The sequence below is a fragment of the Pseudomonas sp. B22129 genome (assembly GCF_044218875.1).
Taxonomy (GTDB): domain Bacteria; phylum Pseudomonadota; class Gammaproteobacteria; order Pseudomonadales; family Pseudomonadaceae; genus Aquipseudomonas.
The window spans coordinates 2502337-2522988 of sequence record NZ_CP162592.1 but is presented as its reverse complement, the minus strand read 5'-3'; the positions used below and the strand labels follow the sequence as shown (position 1 = coordinate 2522988).

Annotated in this window: 24 protein-coding genes; 11 read left to right on the top strand and 13 right to left on the bottom strand. The window is 60.9% G+C overall.

Features of this window, described 5'->3' with window-relative positions; genetic code table 11:
- Positions 1–134: 134 nt before the first annotated feature.
- From AB4P94_RS11430 to AB4P94_RS11400, 7 genes are all read right to left on the bottom strand, one after another.
- Positions 135–1493: a DUF1329 domain-containing protein gene (locus tag AB4P94_RS11430; RefSeq protein WP_395610603.1), complete on the bottom strand. Its 1359-nt coding sequence runs from the start codon at positions 1491–1493 to the stop codon at positions 135–137.
- A gap of 26 nt (positions 1494–1519) precedes the next feature.
- Entirely contained in the window at positions 1520–3310 is a 1791-nt protein-coding gene (locus tag AB4P94_RS11425) for a DUF1302 domain-containing protein (protein ID WP_395610602.1), read from the bottom strand.
- Between the two features lie 479 nt (positions 3311–3789).
- On the bottom strand, positions 3790–4701 hold the full coding sequence (locus AB4P94_RS11420; protein WP_395610601.1) for an SDR family oxidoreductase: 912 nt from the start codon (positions 4699–4701) through the stop codon (positions 3790–3792).
- 323 nt (positions 4702–5024) lie between these two features.
- Positions 5025–5930 (bottom strand): alpha/beta fold hydrolase, encoded by a 906-nt coding sequence (locus tag AB4P94_RS11415; RefSeq protein WP_395610600.1) that lies wholly within the window; start codon positions 5928–5930, stop codon positions 5025–5027.
- Positions 5930–6712 (bottom strand): class II aldolase/adducin family protein, encoded by a 783-nt coding sequence (locus AB4P94_RS11410; RefSeq protein ID WP_395610599.1) that lies wholly within the window; start codon positions 6710–6712, stop codon positions 5930–5932. The genes AB4P94_RS11415 and AB4P94_RS11410 overlap by 1 nt, the downstream gene beginning before the upstream one ends.
- Before the next feature lie 150 nt (positions 6713–6862).
- A complete protein-coding gene (locus AB4P94_RS11405) occupies positions 6863–7549 on the bottom strand; it encodes an LrgB family protein (RefSeq protein WP_395610598.1) in 687 nt (228 codons plus the stop codon).
- A complete protein-coding gene (locus AB4P94_RS11400) occupies positions 7539–7910 on the bottom strand; it encodes a CidA/LrgA family protein (protein WP_395610597.1) in 372 nt (123 codons plus the stop codon). Before AB4P94_RS11400 ends, AB4P94_RS11405 begins: the two co-directional genes overlap by 11 nt.
- Positions 7911–8008: 98 nt before the next feature.
- On the opposite strand from AB4P94_RS11400, the gene AB4P94_RS11395 reads away from it, so the two are divergent.
- Positions 8009–8905, top strand: a complete 897-nt coding sequence (locus AB4P94_RS11395) for a LysR family transcriptional regulator (protein WP_395610596.1) — start codon at positions 8009–8011, stop codon at positions 8903–8905.
- On the opposite strand, the gene AB4P94_RS11390 is transcribed toward AB4P94_RS11395, so the two are convergent.
- Positions 8886–9341, bottom strand: coding sequence for a flavodoxin (locus tag AB4P94_RS11390; protein ID WP_395610595.1), 456 nt, complete (start codon positions 9339–9341; stop codon positions 8886–8888). The genes AB4P94_RS11395 and AB4P94_RS11390 overlap by 20 nt on opposite strands.
- A 129-nt stretch (positions 9342–9470) precedes the next feature.
- Here AB4P94_RS11390 and AB4P94_RS11385 point away from each other — a divergent pair, with 129 nt between their 5' ends.
- Together AB4P94_RS11385 and AB4P94_RS11380 are read left to right on the top strand one after the other, a co-directional pair.
- A complete protein-coding gene (locus AB4P94_RS11385) occupies positions 9471–9938 on the top strand; it encodes a PAS domain-containing protein (protein WP_395611320.1) in 468 nt (155 codons plus the stop codon).
- Positions 9939–9996: 58 nt separating this feature from the next.
- Entirely contained in the window at positions 9997–10602 is a 606-nt protein-coding gene (locus AB4P94_RS11380) for a hypothetical protein (RefSeq protein ID WP_395610594.1), read from the top strand.
- A 2-nt stretch (positions 10603–10604) separates the two neighbouring features.
- Here the strand turns inward: AB4P94_RS11380 and AB4P94_RS11375 are convergent, their stop codons facing one another.
- Positions 10605–11561, bottom strand: a complete 957-nt coding sequence (locus tag AB4P94_RS11375) for a MerR family transcriptional regulator (protein WP_395610593.1) — start codon at positions 11559–11561, stop codon at positions 10605–10607.
- A gap of 214 nt (positions 11562–11775) precedes the next feature.
- Here AB4P94_RS11375 and AB4P94_RS11370 point away from each other — a divergent pair, with 214 nt between their 5' ends.
- The 6 genes from AB4P94_RS11370 to AB4P94_RS11345 are packed head-to-tail and all read left to right on the top strand — an operon-like array spanning position 11776 to position 14713.
- A complete protein-coding gene (locus AB4P94_RS11370) occupies positions 11776–12336 on the top strand; it encodes an antibiotic biosynthesis monooxygenase (protein ID WP_395610592.1) in 561 nt (186 codons plus the stop codon).
- Positions 12337–12393: 57 nt separating this feature from the next.
- Positions 12394–13104, top strand: a complete 711-nt coding sequence (folM, locus tag AB4P94_RS11365; RefSeq protein ID WP_395610591.1) for a dihydromonapterin reductase — start codon at positions 12394–12396, stop codon at positions 13102–13104.
- A 20-nt stretch (positions 13105–13124) separates the two neighbouring features.
- On the top strand, positions 13125–13685 hold the full coding sequence (folE, locus tag AB4P94_RS11360; RefSeq protein ID WP_395610590.1) for a GTP cyclohydrolase I FolE: 561 nt from the start codon (positions 13125–13127) through the stop codon (positions 13683–13685).
- Between the two features lie 2 nt (positions 13686–13687).
- Complete coding sequence (gene folX, locus AB4P94_RS11355; RefSeq protein WP_395610589.1) at positions 13688–14059, top strand: dihydroneopterin triphosphate 2'-epimerase; 372 nt, start codon at positions 13688–13690, stop codon at positions 14057–14059.
- 23 nt (positions 14060–14082) lie between these two features.
- Positions 14083–14379 (top strand): DUF1244 domain-containing protein, encoded by a 297-nt coding sequence (locus AB4P94_RS11350; RefSeq protein WP_010206472.1) that lies wholly within the window; start codon positions 14083–14085, stop codon positions 14377–14379.
- Complete coding sequence (locus AB4P94_RS11345) at positions 14372–14713, top strand: HopJ type III effector protein (protein WP_395610588.1); 342 nt, start codon at positions 14372–14374, stop codon at positions 14711–14713. The genes AB4P94_RS11350 and AB4P94_RS11345 overlap by 8 nt, the downstream gene beginning before the upstream one ends.
- A 180-nt stretch (positions 14714–14893) precedes the next feature.
- Here the strand turns inward: AB4P94_RS11345 and trxB are convergent, their stop codons facing one another.
- Positions 14894–15856: a thioredoxin-disulfide reductase gene (gene trxB / locus AB4P94_RS11340; protein WP_017137935.1), complete on the bottom strand. Its 963-nt coding sequence runs from the start codon at positions 15854–15856 to the stop codon at positions 14894–14896.
- 281 nt (positions 15857–16137) lie between these two features.
- Here trxB and cysZ point away from each other — a divergent pair, with 281 nt between their 5' ends.
- Complete coding sequence (gene cysZ, locus AB4P94_RS11335; protein WP_395610587.1) at positions 16138–16905, top strand: sulfate transporter CysZ; 768 nt, start codon at positions 16138–16140, stop codon at positions 16903–16905.
- A gap of 54 nt (positions 16906–16959) precedes the next feature.
- On the top strand, positions 16960–18138 hold the full coding sequence (locus tag AB4P94_RS11330) for a glycosyltransferase family 4 protein (protein WP_395610586.1): 1179 nt from the start codon (positions 16960–16962) through the stop codon (positions 18136–18138).
- A 112-nt stretch (positions 18139–18250) separates the two neighbouring features.
- On the opposite strand, the gene AB4P94_RS11325 is transcribed toward AB4P94_RS11330, so the two are convergent.
- The 3 genes from AB4P94_RS11325 to AB4P94_RS11315 all read right to left on the bottom strand — a co-directional run bounded on the left by AB4P94_RS11325 (position 18251) and on the right by AB4P94_RS11315 (position 20647).
- Complete coding sequence (locus AB4P94_RS11325; RefSeq protein ID WP_395611319.1) at positions 18251–19360, bottom strand: NADH:flavin oxidoreductase; 1110 nt, start codon at positions 19358–19360, stop codon at positions 18251–18253.
- A 238-nt stretch (positions 19361–19598) separates the two neighbouring features.
- On the bottom strand, positions 19599–20081 hold the full coding sequence (locus AB4P94_RS11320; RefSeq protein WP_395610585.1) for a glutathione peroxidase: 483 nt from the start codon (positions 20079–20081) through the stop codon (positions 19599–19601).
- 101 nt (positions 20082–20182) lie between these two features.
- The gene (locus AB4P94_RS11315) at positions 20183–20647 is read right to left on the bottom strand and encodes a CreA family protein (protein WP_016971050.1); all 465 of its coding nucleotides are present in this window, start codon (positions 20645–20647) and stop codon (positions 20183–20185) included.
- Between the last annotated feature and the right edge of the window lie 5 nt (positions 20648–20652).

Genomic DNA, 20652 nt, shown 5'->3' with positions numbered 1-20652 from the left:
GGCTTGTGTGGGAGCCGGGCTTGCCCGCGATGCAGACGACTCGGTATTTCATCTGAGCCGAGGTGATGCTATCGCAGGCAAGCCAGCTCCCACACAAGCCAGCTCCCACAGGTTGATTGCATTTTAAATGAGGATCAGCGAACGCCTTCGGACCTCAGCGCCGCCGGGGTGTAATCCGCCGCCTTCGCGGCAAAGCCGAACACGAAGCTGCTTTTCTCTTCGTTTTTCATGCCCAGGGCGATGTAGCGCCCGGCAATGATGTCGTACAGGGTTTCCACGGTGTAGGCCGGCACCTGGTGGTCGTAGTAGAACTGCGCATGCCCTTCGGCAACACGCCACAGTTGGCCGCGCCCGTCGTAGTGGTCGACCAGCGCCACCTGCCAGCTGTCTTCGTCGATATACATGTGGCGCTTGGCGTAGATGTGCCGCTCGCTCGGCTTGACGGTGCCGACCACTTCCCACACGCGGTGCAGCTCATACCGGGTGAGGTCCTGGTTGATGTGCCCCGCCTTGATGATGTCGTCGTACTTGAGCGTCGGCGAATCGAGCTTGTAGCTGTTGTAGGGGATGTACATTTCTTTTTTGCCAACGAGTTTCCAGTCATAGCGGTCGGGGGCGCCGGAGAACATGTCGAAGTTGTCGGTGGTGCGCAGGCCATCGGACGCGGTGCCCGGGCCGTCATACGACACTTGCGGCGCCCGGCGTACGCGGCGCTGGCCGGCGTTGTAGATCCACGCCAGGCGCGGCTCCTTCACCTGGTCGAGGGTTTCGTGCACCAGCAACACGTTGCCGGCCAGACGTGCCGGGGCCGTGACCGACTGCTTGAAGTAACTCAGCACGTTGGCCGCCTTGGCCTGGTCGATATCCGGAATGGCCTGGGGCACCGCCACTTCTTCTTCAAAGCGGATCGGCGTGTAGCTGCCGTTGGTCTGCGGAGTGGCCTGGGTGATGATGCGTTTCAGGTTGCCGCCGTGGTAACGGGTGATGTGGTTCCACAGCACTTCCACGCCATTTTTCGGAATCGGGAAGGCGTAGTAACGGTTGCCGGTGAAGTTTTCCAGGCCGTTGCCGTCGTTGATCGTGTGCACATTCAAGGCGCTGCGCTTGATCGACTCGTAGATGTCCGGCGGCAGGTTGACCGTGCGGTGGGTCGGGTACACCGGGATCTTGTAGGTTTCGGGGTAGCGCTTGAACATCGCCACCTGGCCGTCGGACAGTTTGTCCTTGTACTTGTCCACCGTGGCGGCGGTAATCACGAACAACGGCTTTTCAGTGCCGAACGGGTCGGCCAGGAAGCCCTTGCTGTCCACCGCGCCGGCGTTTTTCGGGATGCCGCCGGTCCAGGCCGGGATCGAGCCGTCAGTGTTGCCGGCCTTTTCGGCGCCGACCGGGGTCAAGGTGGTGCCGAGCTTGGCCGCCTCTTCCGGCGACACCGCCGCCATCACGTTGGCGGCCAGCAAACTCAGGGCCATCACTGCAATCATCTTGTGCATAGGTTCTTGTCCTTCTTTAAACCAAGTCAGAAGTTCACGCCGAAGCTGAGGGCGATAAAGTCGCGGTCGGTCAGGGTGTTGTAGTCGCCGCCAAAAAAGTCGGTGTAGCTCAGGCTCGCGGTGTAGGTATTGCGGTAGTCCGCATCCACACCGACGCTGATCGCCTTGGCGCCTTCGTTGAAGATGCCGTTGGGCCCGTAGCCGCTGACGTCATGGGACCAGGACAGGTTGGGCTTGAGGTTCACCCCGGCAAACACGTTGTTGTAGTCCAGGATCGCCCGCGCGCGGTAACCCCAGGAGTTGGCCGTGACGAAACCGTCGGTATCGCCCTGGAACCCGTAGGCGCCGTACACCGAATCGCGGCCATAGCGCAGTTTGGTTTTGGCTTCCAGGCCGCCGACGTGCACAAAGGCCGCTTCGCCCACCAGGGTCAGGCGTTCAGCGCCCAGCACCTGGTCGAAGAACTGGGTCATGGTGCTCTGGATCTGGGTGATTTCCTTGCGGCGGTAACCCGCATTATCCGCGCCGAAGGAGCTGCGGATCGGCGAGGCGGTGTTGCCTGCAATCGGGTTGACCAGCGCCAGCGTGAGGTCGGTGGTGTTGAGTTGCACCGGGGCGTTTGGCCGGTAGCTGATCTCGCCGGTCCACGCCGTGCCGGTGGGCAAGGTGGTGGAGAAGCTCGCGCCGTACAGGCGGATGTCTTCCGGGTAATCGAGGTAATACTGGCCGCGGCCGAGCATGGTGCTCTGGGCCAGGCCTGACCCGGTGCCCGGCGCGATGGCGTTGGCGGTGCTGACAATACGGCCGATGGTGGCCAGGTTGGTGTTGGCGGTGATCGTGCCCACCGTGGGCGTGCGGCTGTGGTAATTCATGAAATACAGGCCGTATTCGGTGTCATCGCCAAGCCAGCGCAAGGCCGCGCCGAACTGGCCGCCGTCGCGTGCGTCGCGGTCCTTGGCCCGCTGTACCACCACGCCTTCACGCGTCACCTGGAAGCCCTGGCCAAACGCCGCCGCCACCGGTTGCAACGGCGCAATCGCCGGGTTGCCGACGGTGTAGTTGCCGTTGCAGCCGTGGGCGACCACGTCGTTGCCGAAGAAGGTGCCGCAGTTATCCACCACGGTGTTTTCCCAGTTCAACTGGTAGAAACCTTCCATCGACAGCTGGTTGGTCAGGCTTTGGGAGGCGAACAGCATGTTCACCGGAATCAGGCCTTCCTTGATTTCAGCGCCTGGCCGGCGAAAGGCCGAGACGTCGATGGGGTTGATGCTGTTGATCGAGTTACCGATAAACGTACTCTCGCCCCAGCTCACCACCTGCTTGCCCACGCGCACGTTGCCCGGCAAATCGCCGATGGAGTAGTTGTGGTAGACGAAGGCGTCGAGCAGCTCATAACCCGAGGAGCGCGCGCCCTCATCGCGATGGTGGTTGCTGATCTGCTTGAACTCGCGGTCTTCGTCCTGCAGTTCGAAGTCGTACCAGTATTTGCCGCGCACGAAGACGCCGCTGTCGCCGTACTTGAGCTCCAGGTCGTGAATGCCTTTGAAGATCTTGGAGAAGGTCTCGCCCTTCTTGAAGTTCAGCCGCCCGTCATCCCCGGTGGACGCCTGCCCCGTGCCGCCGTTGGGCGTGCCCACCAACTTCTTGTCGGCATCGCGCATGCCCCAGCTGGCGCCGACCGACAGCGAAGAGTCGAATTGCCCTTCGATCTCGCCAATGTTGAACGAAACAGCCTGCGCCTGGGCACAGCAGCCCAGTGCAACCGCCGCGGCGAGCGCCTGTGGCGTGAAGATGGCGCGCATTGTTGTTTTTGTCATGCGTCTTCCCCGGTGAGTGACAGAAGGCCTCACCCTACTGCCGCCTGTCAGGAGGGATAAGCGCACCAAGGAGGTATTCGTGTTGTCGCTCGAAAGGATTAACAGCCGCTCTGGCCGGGGTTTGGGCAAGGCCATGGATCCGGTAGATGGGCGGTTATCAGGGGAATGGATGGCCCTTGCGACTGTTGCTTTATCTGTAACAGTCCTTGTCCCGAACTGCTATTACTCATTTTGTTACAACCGACTATTCTTAACGCACTTTCAGGGCAAATGGCCCGCTTGCCCAACGGCAAGAAAAGTCTGAATTCTATAGATTGGCCCATTTTTCAATCTATTACCGCTGTTCACTGACGTTGATTTGTCGCTCCTTGATCCAACGTCTTACTTCGGCCGCTGCCTTTGCAGCGGCCTTTTTTATGCCGGCAATAAAACGGGGCGCCCTAGGCGCCCCGCAGGATTGAGTGAAGTTCAAGCAACGATCAGAGGCTGAACTTCTGCAAATTGGCCATCATCTCCTTCAAGGCCTCGATATTGTCCTTGGGGTGGGCTGCGCCTTCAAAGTCACAGATCTGTGCCCAATGCGCCGCCACGTCATCCGGCGAGAAGCCAGCCTCGGGGTCAAAGCCCACGCCCAGGCTGCGCTCCCAGCGGGTTTTGCCGATCCAGCCGCCGCCCACTTCAAACAACCCCGAGGTTTCCTGGCAGGCTTCGCTGCCCAGGTACACCACCAACGGGCTGACCAACTCCGGCTTGAGCCGCTCGAACACTTGCGGCGGAATCAGGCCTTCCGTCATGCGCGTGCCGCCGGTGGGGGCGATGGCATTGACCAGGATATTGTTCTTGCGCCCTTCCAGCGCCAGGGTGCGGGTCAAACCATAGAGCCCAAGCTTGGCCATGCCGTAGTTGGACTGGCCGAAATTGCCGTAGATGCCCGAGGTGGACGCCGTGAAGATCACCCGGCCATAACCCTGCTCGCGCAGGTGTGGCCAGGCGGCGCGGGTGACTTTATAGGCGCCTTCGACATGCACCCGGTAAACCAGGTCCCAGTCGCTGTCTTCCATTTTGTGGAAGGTCTTGTCGCGCAGAATGCCAGCGTTGTTGACCACCACGTCGATGCGGCCGAACACATCGAGGGCGTGTTGTACGATCTTGTCGCCGTCGGTCACGGAGTCGTGGTTGGCTTCGGCAATGCCACCGGCCTCGCGGATTTCAGCCACTACGCGGTCAGCGGCCGAGGCATTGGCGCCCTCCCCCTGGGTCGAGCCACCCAGGTCGTTGACCAGCACTTTGGCCCCGTGCCGGGCGAAGAGCAGCGCATGGGCCCGGCCCAACCCGCCGCCGGCGCCGGTGACGATCACGACCTTATCCTGGAACTGTACTGACTCACTCATACCGAACTCCGCTGGCGAAAATGGGAATAGGTCGAGTGTCGGGCACACAGCCTCGGGTCACAATAAAGTCGGCCGAGGCTGAATGGTGCTCAATAAGGCAGAGGGATGATTGTGTGTGTGCTGGCTAGTGTGGGAGCTGGCTTGCCTGCGAAGGCGGTGGCATGGCCAACAAAGATGCCGCCTGACCCACCGCTTTCGCAGCCTCGCTAAAGCTCGACAGCTCCCACAGGGAACCGAGTCCATCCTTTGAAATGCGGCCAAATGTGGGAGCTGGCTTGCCTGCGATAAAGGCACCATGATCTTTCTGGAACACCGCGATGAGGCTATCCCTGGCAAGCCAAGTCCAACACGGGCCCGGCAATCCGCTCGCGAAACGCCAAATAATGCTTGAGCACCTGCACCGGCGCTTCGATCTGCGGGTAATGCCCGATATTGGCCAGCAGCACGGTGTCGGCGTGCGGCACCAGTTGGTGATAACGCTCCACCATGTGCGCGCCGGAGATCGGGTCGACCTCGCCGTCGATCACCCGCAATGGCACTTCATCGCGCTGCATCGCGTCCACCCAGCGCTCGCGCAGGCGACGCCGCTGCGGGATGTAGGCGATGAGTTTATGCAGGATGCGCGTACCGTCATTGCAGTTGATCAGGCTCCAGAAATCGTCCAGCGCGCTTTCGCTGGGGCGGGTATTCGGGCCGAAAATCTGGCTGAAGCTGTTGGACAGGGCATTGCGCCCGAAAGCCCGGCCAATCATCCAGCCCAGTGGGCTCAGCAAGAGTTTTTGCACCAGCGCCGGGCGGTGGGTTTCGGGGAACAGACCGCCGTTGAGGAATACACAGCTGGCCATCTGAAACCGGCCTTCGTAATGGCGGGCCAATAATTCCTGGGCGACGCTGTCGCCGTAGTCATGGGCCAACACGTGCACCGGCTGCTCCACACGCAGGTGGTCGAGCAGCGCCTGTTGCAGGTCCGCCTGTTCCAGCAGGCAATAGTCGTGATCCAGCGGTTTGTCCGACTCGCCAAACCCGAGCATGTCGCAGGCGATCACCAGGTTACGCTGGACCAGGGGTTGCCACAGGTAATGCCAGTCCCAACTGGCGGTGGGAAAACCATGGATCAACAGCAGCGGCTCGCCCTGCCCGGCCACCCAATAACGAAGGGTGCGGCCACGAAAGACGAACGTCTGGCTGCGTTTACGCCAGGCTCTGAGCGGGATTTCGGCGAGTGGCATCAGCTTTTATACCCGGGGTCTTGGCTGTCGAGTTTACGCAGCAGCGCCGGCCAGGCCAGCGCGCCTCCCATACCTTGGGCGCTCTTTGTGACAGCTGCCACCATCGCCTTGGCCCCGGCCAGGATCTGCGGCCCGATGGCAATCAACTCGGCCCCGCCGTTTTGCGCCAGCACCTGAATTTCGCAGGCCCGCTGAAAGGTGAACATCATCAGGAAGGTGTCAGCGATGGTGCTGCCACACGTGAGCAAGCCGTGGTTGTGCAACATCAGGAAGCTGTTTTCGCCCAGGTCGGCCTGCAAACGCGCCTTTTCTTCAGGGTTCAGCGCTACGCCTTCGTAAGCGTGATAGGCCAGGCTCGACAGCACAAAGATCGATTGCTGACTGATGGGCAACACACCCTGCTTCTGCGCCGCCACCGCTACACCAGCGGCAGTGTGGGTGTGCAACACGCAGGTGACGTCGTGGCGTACTTCATGGATGGCACTGTGGATGGTGTAGCCGGCGGGGTTGATCTCGTAGGGGCTGTCCATCAGCTTGTTGCCGGCCTGGTCGACCTTCACCAGGCTCGACGCAGTAATCTCGTGAAACATCAGCCCGTAAGGGTTGATCAGGAAATCATCGGTGCCAGGCACCTTGGCCGAGATATGAGTGAAGATCAGGTCGTCCCAGCCGTGCAGCGCCACGAGGCGATAGCAGGCGGCGAGGTCGACACGGGCTTGCCACTCGGCAGCGCTGACCTGATCTTTGACATTCGGTGACGACTGAACGGGGGCTAGGCTCACGGCAATGACCTCCTTGGTGCACGTTCTTATTGTTTTTTTGAGTGAGGGGCCAGTCTAGTCAGACAGCGTGGCGCAAGGAGTTGCCTTCGCAGCCAGCTTGATGACCGTGCGAGTCAGCACAAAGAATAGTTTAATTTTGTACAAGCGGTGTCAGAGAAGCGCCGCCAATAAAGGCACGGCGAACAGGTTGAGCAAGCCCGTCAATACCATCACCAGGCCCGCCACCGAGCCCTCTTCGCCGCCCACTTCCCGCGCGCGGCTGACGCCCGCGCCGTGTGCGCCCACGCCAAACAAGGCGCCACGCGCCAGAGGCGTGCGCAACGGCAACCACTTGAGCAAAATACCGCCGAGCATGGCGCCAAACACCCCGGTGAACATCACAAACACTGCCGTAAGCTCCGGCACGCCGCCGAGGTCAGACGACACCGGCATGGCAAACGGCGTGGTGATCGAGCGCGGCACCAAAGACATCGTGACCGAACTGTCCAGTGCCAACGCCTTGGCCAAGCCGAAGGAGGTGGCGATAGACGCCGCGCTGCCCGCCACCATGCCCAGCAACAATGCCGACCAGTGGCGCGCCAGCAAGCGCCGCTGTTGCCAGATCGGCACGGCAAATGCCACGGTGACCGGGCCCAGCACCAGCATCAGCCAATGGGTGTCGGCGGAATATTCGGCGTAGGCGGTTTTCATCGGCACGGCGACCGCGAGCAGCAGTGCCGGAACCAGAATCAAGGGAGACAGCAGGTAACGCCCGGTACGCCGGTAGATCCAGCGGCTGAAGACATAGGCGCCCAAGGTCAAGGCGAGCCAGAACACCGGCATCAGCTCAAGCTTCACGGCGCAGCCTCCAGCGGCAGACCATTTCCACGGTAAATGCGGTGACCAGCATCACCGACAGCGTGCTGAAGCCAATCACCAACAGAATCCTCCAGCCCTCACTGCGCAGCAGGCCACCGTAGTCGAGCAGGCTCATCAGTGCCGGGATGAAAAACAGCAGCATCTCGGCCATTAACGCACCCGCGCCCAATTCCAGTGCCGCAGGCTTGACCAAGCCACTGGCGAAGGTTGCCAGCAACAGGCCCAGCCCCACCACGCCGCCGGGGATCGGCCATGCAAGCCACGCAACCAATTGGCAGCCAAGCAGGTAGATGGCCAGCAATATGACCAGTTCGGTCAGCAAACGGGTGAAACGTTTCATGGGCTTTGGGTCCTTGCAGGCACTCATTTTAAAGAGGCCACTCCCATCCCCACAGCGAATTGTTAGACTGCCAACTATTCCAGATTGGAATCAGGCCCATGGAATTCAAACAGCTACGCAGCTTTGTCGAAGTCATCCACCGCGGAGGTTTTACCCAAGCGGGCAAAACCCTGCACATCAGCCAGTCCGCGGTCAGCAAACAAGTGGCGCAGCTGGAGCAAAGCCTCGGCACGCCGTTGCTGGAACGCACCGGCTCACAGATCCGCCTGACCGCCACCGGCGAGGTGGTGCTGCAGCGCGCCGAAGCCATGCTGCGCCTGCAATCGGAACTGCTCAGCGAGCTGGACGACATGCAGCAATTGACCCGTGGCGAACTGCGCCTGGGCCTGCCGCTGCTGGCGGGCGATTCCTTGTTTGCCGGTTTGTACGCCGAGTACCGCAGGCGCTACCCCAACGTGACCATCCAGTTGCTGGAAGACGGCAGCAGGAATATCGAACGCGCGATTTTGAACGGCGAGCTGGATGTGGGCGGTAGCCTGATGCCCAGCGACCCGGCCTTCGCCTGGCAAGCCTTCTGCGACGAGCCTTTGGATGCATTGCTGCCGATGGACCACCCGCTGGCGCAAAACGCCCAGGTGCGCCTGGAGGAGTTGGCGGACACGCCCTTCCTGATGTACCAGCGCAGCTTCGTACTGAACGATCGCCTGATGCAGGCCTGTCAGCAATTGGGTTTTACGCCGAAGGAAATCGGGCGCAGCGGCCAGGCGGATTTTCTGGCTGCGCTGGTCGCGGCCGGGCAAGGCGTAGTGCTGCTGCCCAGCGTGGTCGCGCGCGCTCTGGTACGACCCGGCGTGGTGCGCCTGACCCTCAAGGCGCCCGACTACCTGCGCTGGGACATTGCTTTTATTTGGCGTGAGGGCGCCTATCTGTCGAAAGCCGCCCAGGCCTGGCTGGCGTTACTGCGCGAGTTTCCGGTCAACCGCGCAGTGCAGTGACCAGTTCGGCCAGCCACGGCTCGGCGTCGGCTTCCGGGGTGACGCTTTCGCTGGCGTCCAGCCGCAGCATCGGCAGCACCTCACGCACGCCCAACTCGCCGAACAGCTCGCGCATTTGCTCGCCGCCGCCGCAGAAGGTGTCGCCGTAGCTCGCATCACCCAGGCCAATAACGGCGCCCGGCAGGCCACGCCAGGCGGCAGGCAATTGGTCCCGAATGGTCGAATACAGGGGTTGCAGGTTGTCGGGCAATTCACCCATGCCGGTGGTCGAGGTCACCGCCAGAAATGCCTCGGGCGCAAAGGCCTGCACATCGGCCAAGGTGGCACGCGGGTTGTGCCAGGCCTCAAAACCGGCTGACTTGAGAATGTCGGCGGCGTGGCGGGCGACTTCTTCAGCCGTGCCGTAAACCGAGCCGGAAAGGATGGCGACTTTCATCAATCTGATCCTGTGGTTGAGCGAAAGCGTGGGATATTAGCAGCTGACGCAAATATTTCAGCGCACCCGGCGTAACATTCAAGACTTGCCATAAACTCAAGCTTCCAAATACAAGCCATGGACCGCTCAATGATCAACGCCAACCTGATGCAAATGGTGATCAACGCCTCCAACGACGGCATCGTCGTCGCCGAACGGGAAGGCGAGGACAAACCGCTGATCTACGTCAACTCAGCCTTCGAGCGGATGACCGGCTACGCCCTGGACGACATCCTGTATCAGGACTGCCGCTTCCTGCAGTCGGGTGACCGCGACCAGCCGGCCCTGATGGCTATTCGTGCAGCGCTCGACAGCGGCGGTTCCTGCCGCGAAATCCTGCGTAACTACCGCAAGGACGGTAGTCATTTCTGGAATGAGCTGTCGCTATCGACGGTTTATAACGAGGCCGACAAGCAAACCTATTTCGTCGGCGTGCAGAAAGACGTCACCGCCCAAGTCAAGGCGCAGCAGCGTGTGGCGCAGCTGGAAGCGCAGGTGGCCGAGCTGAAAGCGCAGGTGGCGGCGCTCAAGGCGACGGGCGGAGTGAACAAGTTGTAGAAAACGCGGCATTTAGAGCGATAATGGCTTTTTAATGTCTCACCCTTGAGCTACATCAATGCACCGCGACACTCTCTTGACGCAGGACGAACTGGATTTCATCCAGGACATGCAGCACAACCCGCAGCTCAACCTGCGGGATGCGTGGTCGAGCCTGACCGTCAACGGCGGTGCGCAGATTCGTGATTTGCTCACACGGCTCGCCGCCCATGACCAAGTCACTATCCAGGCGCAGTTCGACAACCAGCAACTTACCTTTCCCCTGCACTTGGTCGAAGACGAGTTTCATGCGGTGCATCTGCGTTTGGGGGTGCCGAGTATTTTTGAAGACGGACCGATGATCCGGCCCTGGCGCCTGGCGCTGCAAACGCCGGTGGCACTGGAGAACGTGCGGGGTAACCCGGCGGCACTGTGGGTGCACGAAGTGTCATTCAAGGGCGTACTGATAGAGATTCGTGGCCGGGTCAAGGCGCCGAAAACCTTTTCGCTATGGTTCAGCCCGTCGGGTTACGAGCGCATTGCCCTGCGTGGTACCCTCGAGCGGGAAACCGCGCGGGGCTTGTTCGCCTACCGCCTGAACCAGAGTGATGCCGATGAAATCGAGCGCTTGCGCCAGTTCATACTGCATCAGCACCGCTTGGTGCACCCGCATGTCCACGCCTGAAATCAGGTATCCAGCTGGCCGCTGAGAAATTGCTGCAGGCGGCGCTGCATTAAGCGTGCGTCGTTGCCCAGGCAACCGATCGGTGAACCCGCGAGGCTTTGATCGGCCAGGTCAGAGGCATCACCGGCCAATAACAGCGGGCAGTCAAGCGTCATGGCCAGACGCTTGAGCCGCGACGGCAACTCGCTGCCGGGCGAGCGGTTGGAAAACAGTACAAGGGCTTGCGGCCGGGTCTTGTCGCAAATCAGCGTCAACTCATCGAACGGCTGGCCAACCCCCAAAACCTTCACCGCGAGTTTTTCGCTGGAAATCATCAAGCCTGCCACCAGTAGCTCAAGCTCACGACACTCCCCGGCAATGGCAGACAGGAGCACCCTGGGCGCCGGCGAAGCGCACAACATTTGCAAGCGTTGAGCGGCGCGCGAACGCAGGAAGTTGTCGAAGAACAGCCATTCGCTGGCCTGCCCAAAGCTGCCGTGATGCCGTAACAGCTGTTGCCACAAGGGCATCAGAATGTCCTGAAACACCACTGCCGTTGAGTACGCGGAGAAAATCTGGCCATACAACCGGTCCAATTGACGGTCATCGAATGCGTTGATAGCCAGGCGCAATTGCGTTTGCCACTGCTGCCATTCCAATTCGGTATCAACCCGTGATGCCGTGGCCGGCATGCCGCGCAAATCATCGCGCGCAAGAATCTTGCCGACTTTACTGACGGCAACGCCGCGTTCGATCCAGTCAAGAATGCGGTGCACGGTGTCGACATCGCCGCTCGAATACAGCCGGTGCCCGCTTTCGGTGCGAGTGGGCTGAATCAAACCGTAACGACGTTCCCAAGCGCGCAAGGTCACCGGGTTGACACCGGTCAGCCGTGACACTTCGCGAATAGGAACCAGCGCCTCAGAATCAACAGGATGGTCGTGCGCAGCTTCGCGCTGGGGAGCAATGGTTTCAGGCATCAGAGGTCGGAAACACTTCTGTGAATTTGGATCCTATTTAACGCCCGTGCGTTGACCGATACAAGGTCCGCTGCGGCCCGTCCGAAGTTTCTGGCGTATTTGGCCAAAACAGGAATAATCCTTGCCTGTTTTTTTCACGTCGTTGCAACACCCCGCAGCGTCGTTCGTGCGCCACCTACCCGGTTCAGCGCACCCGTTTACTTGGAGATACACAATGTCTACCTCCCCCGTCACCTTGATGGTTGCGCGCCGCGTGGCCAAAGGGCGCTATGAAGAACTGATGGCCTGGCTGCGCGAAGGCGAGCAATTGGCCACCGACTTCCCCGGTTATCTGGGTTCCGGCGTGCTGGCACCACCGCCCCATGACGATGAATTCCAGATTATTTTCCGCTTCGCCGATGAAAAAACCCTGCATGCCTGGGAGTTCTCCGCCTCGCGCAGCGCGTGGCTGAGCCGTGGCAGCGAGCTGTTTGCCGATCCGTCCGAACATCGTGTGAGTGGCATTGACGGCTGGTTTGGCGCCGTGGGCGCACGCCCGCCGCGCTGGAAACAGGCGGTGGCGATCTGGCTGGCGTTTTTCCCGGTATCGCTGCTGTTCAACTTTGTTCTGGGGCCGCTGCTGGGCGAACTGGACCTGGTCCCGCGCGTGCTGGTCAGCACCATGGCGCTCACGCCGTTGATGGTTTATTGGTTCATCCCGCTGTCGACACATCTGCTGGCGAACTGGCTTCACCCGAGCGCGCCAAGGGCCAAGGCCACCGAAGCCGCCGCTTGAGTACAGGGGCGGCCGCTCACTGGTATAGTTTCCACCTGCCAGCGACGTGAGCCTCCCATGACTGCAACAGACGCCCCGATCCTGATCACCGGTGCCGGCCAGCGCGTTGGCCTGCATTGCGCCGAGCGCTTGCTGGACGAGGGCCAACCTGTGATCTTCAGCTACCGCAGCAAACGCCCGGGTGTCGAAGCCTTGCGCGAACGTGGCGCGGTTGGCGTGTTTGCCGACTTCTCCAGTGAAGCGGGAATTCTCGCCTTCATCGCCGAGCTGAAAACCCATACCGACAGCCTGCGCGCGATCATTCACAACGCTTCGGCGTGGGTCGCGGAAACGCCTGGCGACGAAAGCCGCGCATTCAGCGACATGTTCAGCGTGCACATGCTTGCGCCGTACCTGATCAACCTGCATTGTTCAGCTTTGCTGCAACGCTGCGCACCTGCCGATATCGTGCACATCAGCGATGACGTGGTGCGCAAGGGCAGCCGCCAGCACATCGCCTATTGCGCCACCAAGGCCGGGCTCGACAGCCTCACGTTGTCGTTTGCCGCGCAGTTCGCGCCGCAGATCAAGGTCAACGGCATTGCGCCGGCCATGGTGATGTTCAACGAGGGCGACGACGCGGCCTACCGCGCCAAGGTCCTGGCCAAGGCAGCGCTGGGCATCGAGCCCGGGCCCGAGGTGATCTACCAGAGCGTGCGTTACCTGCTGGATAACCCCTATGTCACCGGTACCACCCTGACCGTCAACGGCGGGCGGCATATCAAGTAAGCCGTTTGTGAGGATGTTGTATGACCTTGTCCCTGCCCCAACACTACCGCGAGATCCTCAAAGGCCTGGGCGAAGACCCGGAGCGCGAAGGCCTGCTCGACACCCCCAAGCGCGCCGCCAAGGCCATGCAGTACCTGTGTCATGGCTATGAGCAGGACCTGGACACCATCGTCAACGGTGCGCTCTTTGCCTCCGACAATGACGAGATGGTGATCCTCAAGGACATCGAGTTGTACTCGCTGTGCGAGCATCACTTGCTGCCCTTTATCGGCAAGGCCCACGTGGCCTATATTCCGACCGGCAAGGTGCTGGGCCTGTCGAAGCTGGCGCGCATTGTGGATATGTACGCGCGACGCCTGCAGATCCAGGAAAACCTCACGCGGCAAATTGCCGACGCCATCCAGCAGGTCACCCAGGCGGCCGGCGTGGCGGTGGTGATCGAAGCCAAGCACATGTGCATGATGATGCGCGGCGTGGAAAAACAGAATTCAACCATGAACACCTCGGTGATGCTCGGCGCGTTCCGCGAGTCGAACACCACGCGCATGGAGTTCCTGCAACTGATCGGACGGAGCAAGTAGCAATGCCACAACTTCAACCAGGCATGGCGCGCATCCGGGTCAAGGACCTGTGCCTGCGCACTTTTATCGGCATCAACGAGGACGAGATCCTCAACAAGCAGGACGTGCTGATCAACCTGACCATCCTGTATGCCGCCCAGGAAGCCGTGCGCGACAATGACATCGACCACGCGCTGAACTACCGCACCATCACCAAGGCGATCATCGCCCACGTCGAAGGCAACCGCTTCGCCTTGCTGGAGCGCCTGACCCAGGAATTGCTCGACCTGGTGATGACCAATGAATCGGTGCTGTACGCCGAAGTCGAAGTGGATAAACCCCACGCGCTGCGGTTTGCCGAGTCGGTGTCTATTACCCTGGCAGCCAGCCGCTAACCCTTGAGATTTGCGTGAACCCTATGAACGACCAACAACGCCTCGAACTCGAAGCCGCCGCCTTCCGCCGGCTGGTGGCGCACCTGGACAGCCGCAAGGATGTGCAGAACATCGACCTGATGAACCTCTCCGGTTTCTGCCGCAACTGCTTGTCCAAGTGGTACAAGGCCGAGGCCGACGAGCGCCAGATCGAACTGAGCCTCGATGACGCCCGTGAAGTGGTGTACGGCATGCCGTACGCCGAGTGGAAAGCCCAATACCAGAAAGAAGCCAGCGCCGACCAACAAGCGGCGTTCGCCAAAGGAAAAACCCATGACTGATTTGAATGCCCTGCGTGCCAGCCTCAACAGCGGCGAACACGTGTTTGCCGATACCCTGGCGTTTGTTGCCGCCGGTTACGACTACCAGCCGCAAGCCTTTACCAACGGCGACGTGGAAAATGCCGCCGGCCAGAACGAGGGTTCGTGCAAGACCTTGGGTTTGGCACTGCTGGAAGGTTTGAGCGATCAGGAAGCGCTGCTGGCGTTTGGTGAGCATTACCGCTCGGTGGTGGCGACGCCTGAGGGCAGCGATCACGGCAATATTCGTGCGCTGATTGCGCAGGGGTTGGCGGGTGTGAAGTTCAGCGCCCAGCCCCTGACCCGCAAATTCTGAGTCAAACACAAATCAAAATGTGGGAGCGGGCTTGCTCGCGAAGGCGGTGTGTCAGTCAGCTTATTGGATGACTGACACTCCGTATTCGCGAGCAAGCCCGCTCCCACATTGGTTCTGCGGTGTTGTTTGAATCGCGCATAAAAAAACCGGCCTCTCAGCCGGTTTTTTCATTTCCAGGGTTTAGAACGCAGCGTCCTTCAACCCGTCGAGGTAACGCTCGGCATCCAGGGCCGCCATGCAGCCGGCGCCAGCCGAGGTAATGGCCTGACGGTAAACGTGATCAGCCACGTCACCGGCGGCGAAGATGCCCTCGATGTTGGTGGCGGTGGCGTTACCTTCACGGCCGCCTTGCACCACCAGGTAGCCGTCTTTGGCTTCCAGCACGCCTTCGAACAGCGAAGTGTTCGGGGTGTGGCCGATGGCGATGAACACGCCGTCGACTTTCAGCTCGTCGAAGCTGCCGTCGTTGTTTTTCAGGCGGGCACCGGTCACGCCCATGTTGTCGCCCAGGACTTCATCCAGGGTGGCGTTGAGCTTGAGGATGATCTTGCCTTCCGCCACACGGGCGTGCAGCTTGTCGATCAGGATCTTCTCGGCGCGGAAGGTCTCGCGGCGGTGAACCAGGGTCACGGTGCTGGCGATGTTGGCCAGGTACAGCGCCTCTTCCACGGCTGTGTTGCCGCCGCCGACAACAGCCACTGGCTTGTTGCGGTAGAAGAATCCGTCGCAGGTCGCGCAGGCAGAAACGCCTTTGCCCATGAACGCTTCTTCCGACGGCAGGCCCAGGTAACGGGCACTGGCGCCGGTGGCGATGATCAGTGCGTCACAGGTGTAGACGCCGCTGTCGCCGGTCAGGCTGTAAGGCTTTTTCGAGAAATCGACTTGGTTGATATGGTCGAAAACGATCTCGGTTTCAAAGCGCTCGGCGTGCTCTTTCATGCGTTCCATCAGCACCGGGCCGGTCAGGCCGTGGACGTCGCCCGGCCAGTTGTCGACTTCAGTGGTGGTGGTCAATTGACCGCCCGCCTGCATGCCGGTGATCAGCAGCGGCTTGAGGTTGGCCCGGGCAGCATAGACGGCAGCGCTGTAACCGGCAGGGCCGGAACCGAGAATAATCACTCGCGAATGACGGGTATCAGACATGACTCACTCCTGTCGACCGCCCGGACAACAAGGCGGCTGGAATAAAAAAGGACCGCGAAGCACTTGGGGAAGGCTTGAACTCGCACGTCCTGAAAATAATGGGTGCAGCGTATAGAGGGGGGCAAGATTAAGGAAATACGGAATAACAATCCAGCTCATAGGTGGTCTCTATGCAGTCGACCCGGTTGATCGACGTGTTTGTTACTGCTGATGTCGCGGCTTTCGCCAGCGATGCAAAGCCGGTAAGGTCGGCGCGTTCGTCCCTTTGCTCGGAGTTCTCCATGCCCGCCCCTGCTCTTTCCGGCCCGCAATACCTGCGCGAAGGCCTCAAACTGGTGTTGAGCCCTGGCCTGCGCCTGTTTGTGCTGCTGCCGCTGGCGATCAACCTGGTGCTGTTCGTCGGCCTGATCTATTTCGCTGGCCATCAGTTCAGCCTGTGGGTCGACCACTTGATGCCGACGCTGCCGAGCTGGCTGAGTTTCCTCAGCTATATCCTGTGGCCACTGTTCGTGGTGCTAGTGGTGTTGATGGTGTTTTTTACCTTCACCATGCTGGCCAATATCATCGCCGCACCGTTCAACGGGTTTCTCTCGGAGAAAGTGGAAGTCGTGGTGCGCGGCACCGATGATTTTCCTGCCTTCAGCTGGGCCGAGCTGATCGCCATGGTGCCACGCACCCTGGCGCGGGAAATGCGCAAGCTGGGCTATTTCCTGCCGCGGGCCATCGGCCTGTTTATCCTGTCGTTCATTCCGGTGGTCAACCTGGTCGCCGCCCCGTTGTGGCTGCTGTTCGGCGTGTGGATGATGGCGATCCAGTACATCGACTACCCGGCCGACAACCACAAGCTGGGCTGGAACGAAATGCTCGCCTGGCTGCGCCAGAAACGCTGGCAGAGCATGAGTTTTGGCGGGATCGTTTACCTGGTGTTGCTGGTACCGGTGGTCAACCTGCTGATGATGCCCGCAGCGGTGGCCGGGGCCACCTTGTTCTGGGTGCGTGAACAAGGGGCAGAAGCGATGGAACAGCAGCAAAAAGTGACCAAGTCATAAATCCATCATGCCGATGACACAATGACGACATGGCCCACGGTGACACTGTGGGTCATGACGACAGCTTCGCTTCACATCACCCTGATAACCGAAACCTTCCCGCCGGAGATCAACGGGGTGGCCAATACCCTTGGCCGCCTGTGCGACGGTTTGCGCGCACGCGGCCATCAAGTTGAACTGGTGCGCCCGCGCCAAGGCGCTGACCAAACCCGCCCCAGCGACGATGAACTGTTGCTGTGCCGTGGCTGGCCTCTGCCGGGCTATCCGGGCCTGCAGTGGGGCCAGTCGTCCATGCACAAGTTGCTGCGCCGCTGGACCCGCCAACGCCCGGATGTGCTGTACATCGCCACCGAGGGGCCGCTGGGGCTGTCCGCGTTGCGCGCGGCGCGCCGCCTGGGGATAGGCGTGGTCAGCGGGTTTCACACGAATTTCCAGCAGTATTCGAATCAGTATGGCTTGAGCCTGCTGAGCCGCATGGTCACCCACTACTTGCGCTGGTTTCACAACCGCTCGACCTTGACCCTGGTGCCCAGCGCCAGCCAGCGTCTGGAGTTGGAGCGTCGCAGTTTCGAGCGCCTGGGCATGTTGTCGCGCGGGGTCGATAGCCAATTGTTCCACCCGGCCAGACGCGACAGCGCGCTGCGGGAAAGCTGGGCGCTGAACGACGAGCAAATCGCCGTGCTGTATGTGGGCCGCTTGGCACAGGAAAAGAATCTGGGACTGCTCAAGCGCTGTTTCGAGACGTTGCAGGACACCTACCCGTTGCGCCAGATGAAACTGATCATCGTCGGCGACGGCCCGCAACGGGGCGTGCTGGAAAAGGAGCTGTCGGAAGCCATTTTCTGCGGCACTCTGCGCGGTGAAGAACTGGCACGCCATTACGCATCGGGCGATGTGTTTCTGTTCCCCAGCCTGACTGAAACCTTCGGCAATGTCGTGCTGGAAGCCATGGCTTCGGGGTTGGGTGTGGTCGCATACGATCAAGCGGCCGCGACCCAACACATTCGTCATGGCTACAACGGCGTGCTGGCGATGCCGGGGGATGAGGAGGCGTTTTGCGATGCGGCCAACTGGCTGCTGGAGGATGCGGAAAGTCTGCGCCGCATGCGCCTGAATGCCCGGCAACACGCGAGCCGCCAGGGCTGGCCGGCGATTATCGAGCAGTTTGAACGGCAGTTGCGCGGTGTGTGCGGCGAGCAGCCGGTGATTGCAGGGCAGTCGCGCTTGATCTGACGCAGTTGTTGGCCGTCAGATCGCCATCGCGGGCAAGCCCGGCTCCCACAAGGACATGCATTCCACTGTGGGAGCCGGGCTTGCCCGCGATGGCGTCAGCGCCTGTCGCCGCTTACACCAGGCTCGTCAACGCCTCACGACTGAACGGCAGGATGTCGCCTTCGCGACCTTCGCGCACCTTCACGGCCCAATCCGGGTCCACCAGCAGGGCGCGGCCCACGGCAACCAGGTCGAACTCGTCGTTGTTCAGGCGCTCCAGCAGTTTTTCCAGGCTGGCCGGTTGCGCGACCTTGTCGGTGTTGACCATGAACTGCAGGAACTCGCCGTCCAGGCCGACACTGCCCACGGTGATGGTCGGCTTGCCGCTGAGCTTGCGCGTCCAGCCGGCCAGGTTGAGGTCGGAACCTTCGAATTCCGGCTCCCAGAAACGGCGGGTGGAGCAGTGGAAAATGTCCACACCGGCGTCGGACAACGGCTTGAGGAATTCACCCAAGGCCTCCGGGGTTTGCACCAGGCGCGCGGTGTAGTCCTGCTGCTTCCACTGGGAGAAGCGCAAGATGATCGGGAAGTCGGGGCCCACGGCGGCGCGTGTGGCCTGGATCAGCTCGATGGCAAAACGCGAACGGTTGGCAGGGCTGCCGCCGTATTCATCGGTACGCTGGTTGCTGCCCTCCCAGAAGAACTGGTCGACCAAATAGCCGTGGGCGCCGTGGATTTCAACGCCGTCCATGCCGATGCTTTGCGCATCTTTGGCGGCCTGGGCGAACGCGTTGATCACGTCTTTGATGTCCTGCGTGGTCATGCCGTGGACGACTTCAACGCCATCCTTGAGTTTTTCCATCGGGCCGTAGGCTGGCACGCTGGCATCCGGCTCGGTGCCGATGCGACGAACGCTGCCCACGTGCCACAGCTGCGGGACAATCTTGCCGCCTTCGGCGTGTACCGCGTCGACCACTTTCTTCCAGCCAGCTAAAGCGGCTTCACCGTAAAAATGCGGGACGTTGGGATAGCCGTTGGAGGCCTGGTGACCGACCACGGTGCCTTCGGTGATGATCAAGCCCACACCGGCGGCAGCACGGCGGCGGTAGTATTCGATCACTTTCGAATTGGGTACACCACCTGGAGAAAACGAGCGGGTCATTGGCGCCATGACCACGCGGGTTGACAGTTGCAGAGCGCCGAGCTGGAAAGGTTTGAACAGGGCTTGGACAGGCATGGGTATGCTCCACGTAAGGCTGGTTTATGACGTGGATAATATTGGTCTTACACAGGCCTGAACAGCACTATTGATCTGAGTGATTAAAGGACAAAAGCAAGGATGGAAGGTTGACGCTTACCTGTGGCGAGGGAGCTTGCTCCCGCTGGACCCGGCTGGCGCTCCAGTGCGAAGCGCTCCCAAGCATTTGGGGCCGCTACGCAGCCCAGCGGGAGCAAGCTCCCTCGCCACAGGGCGGGCCGGGTTAGCTAAGGGCTTTTTCGATGGCCTGGAGGATGCTCGGATCATCCGGCGCGGTACGCGGCGAGAAGCGCGCCAGCACACGCCCGTCCTTGCCCAGCAGGAACTTCTCGAAATTCCAGGTGATATCCCCAGGAAACTCGGCACCTTCGCCCGCCAACAAGCGGTACAGCTGGTGACGATCAGGCCCATTGACATCGAGCTTGCTACCGAGCGGAAAGGTAACGCCATAGTTCAGGCTACAGAATTCCCGGATTTCTTCCTCGGTGCCCGGCTCCTGGCCCGCAAACTGGTTGCACGGCAGGCCCAGCACGGTGAAGCCCTGGCTCTTGTACTGCTGATAGAGGTTTTCCAACGCCGCGTATTGCGGGGTCAAGCCACATTTGGAGGCCACGTTGACCACCAGCACAACTTGCCCCTTGAAGGGCGCCAGCGGCAGCTCATGACCGTCTAAAGCTTTGAGTTTCAGGTCGTGGAAAGCACTCATGACGAACTCCAGATATCCCATGTTCTTCGCATTGCGGCTTTTCGAGATTACAGGCCACAAGCCTGCAATCATAGACGCCGGTTGAAAAACTCGCCCGCCGGTTACTGTGCGGTCGGCCAAGGCAAAATAGGGATGGCCGTGACCGCATTCTGCGGGCTGCCTTCGATCAAGCGGTCGCTGTAGACCAGGTAAACCAGAGTGTTGCGCTTCTTGTCGAGGAAGCGCACCACCTGCATGGTCTTGAACACCAGCGAGGTGCGCTCCTTGAACACTTCGTCGCCATCCTTGAGCTCGCCCTTGAAGTGGATCGGGCCCACCTGACGGCAGGCAATCGACGCTTCGGCGCGGTCTTCAGCCAGGCCCAGGCCACCTTTCACGCCACCGGTCTTGGCGCGCGACAGGTAGCAGGTCACACCGTCAACCTTGGGGTCATCAAACGCCTCGACCACAATGCGGTCGTTGGGGCCGACAAACTTGAAGACCGTCGACACCTGGCCGATTTCTTCGGCCGAGGCCAGTAACGGCAATGCCAGCAGCAGGCCGAGCAATCCCTTCATGACACGCATCGTGT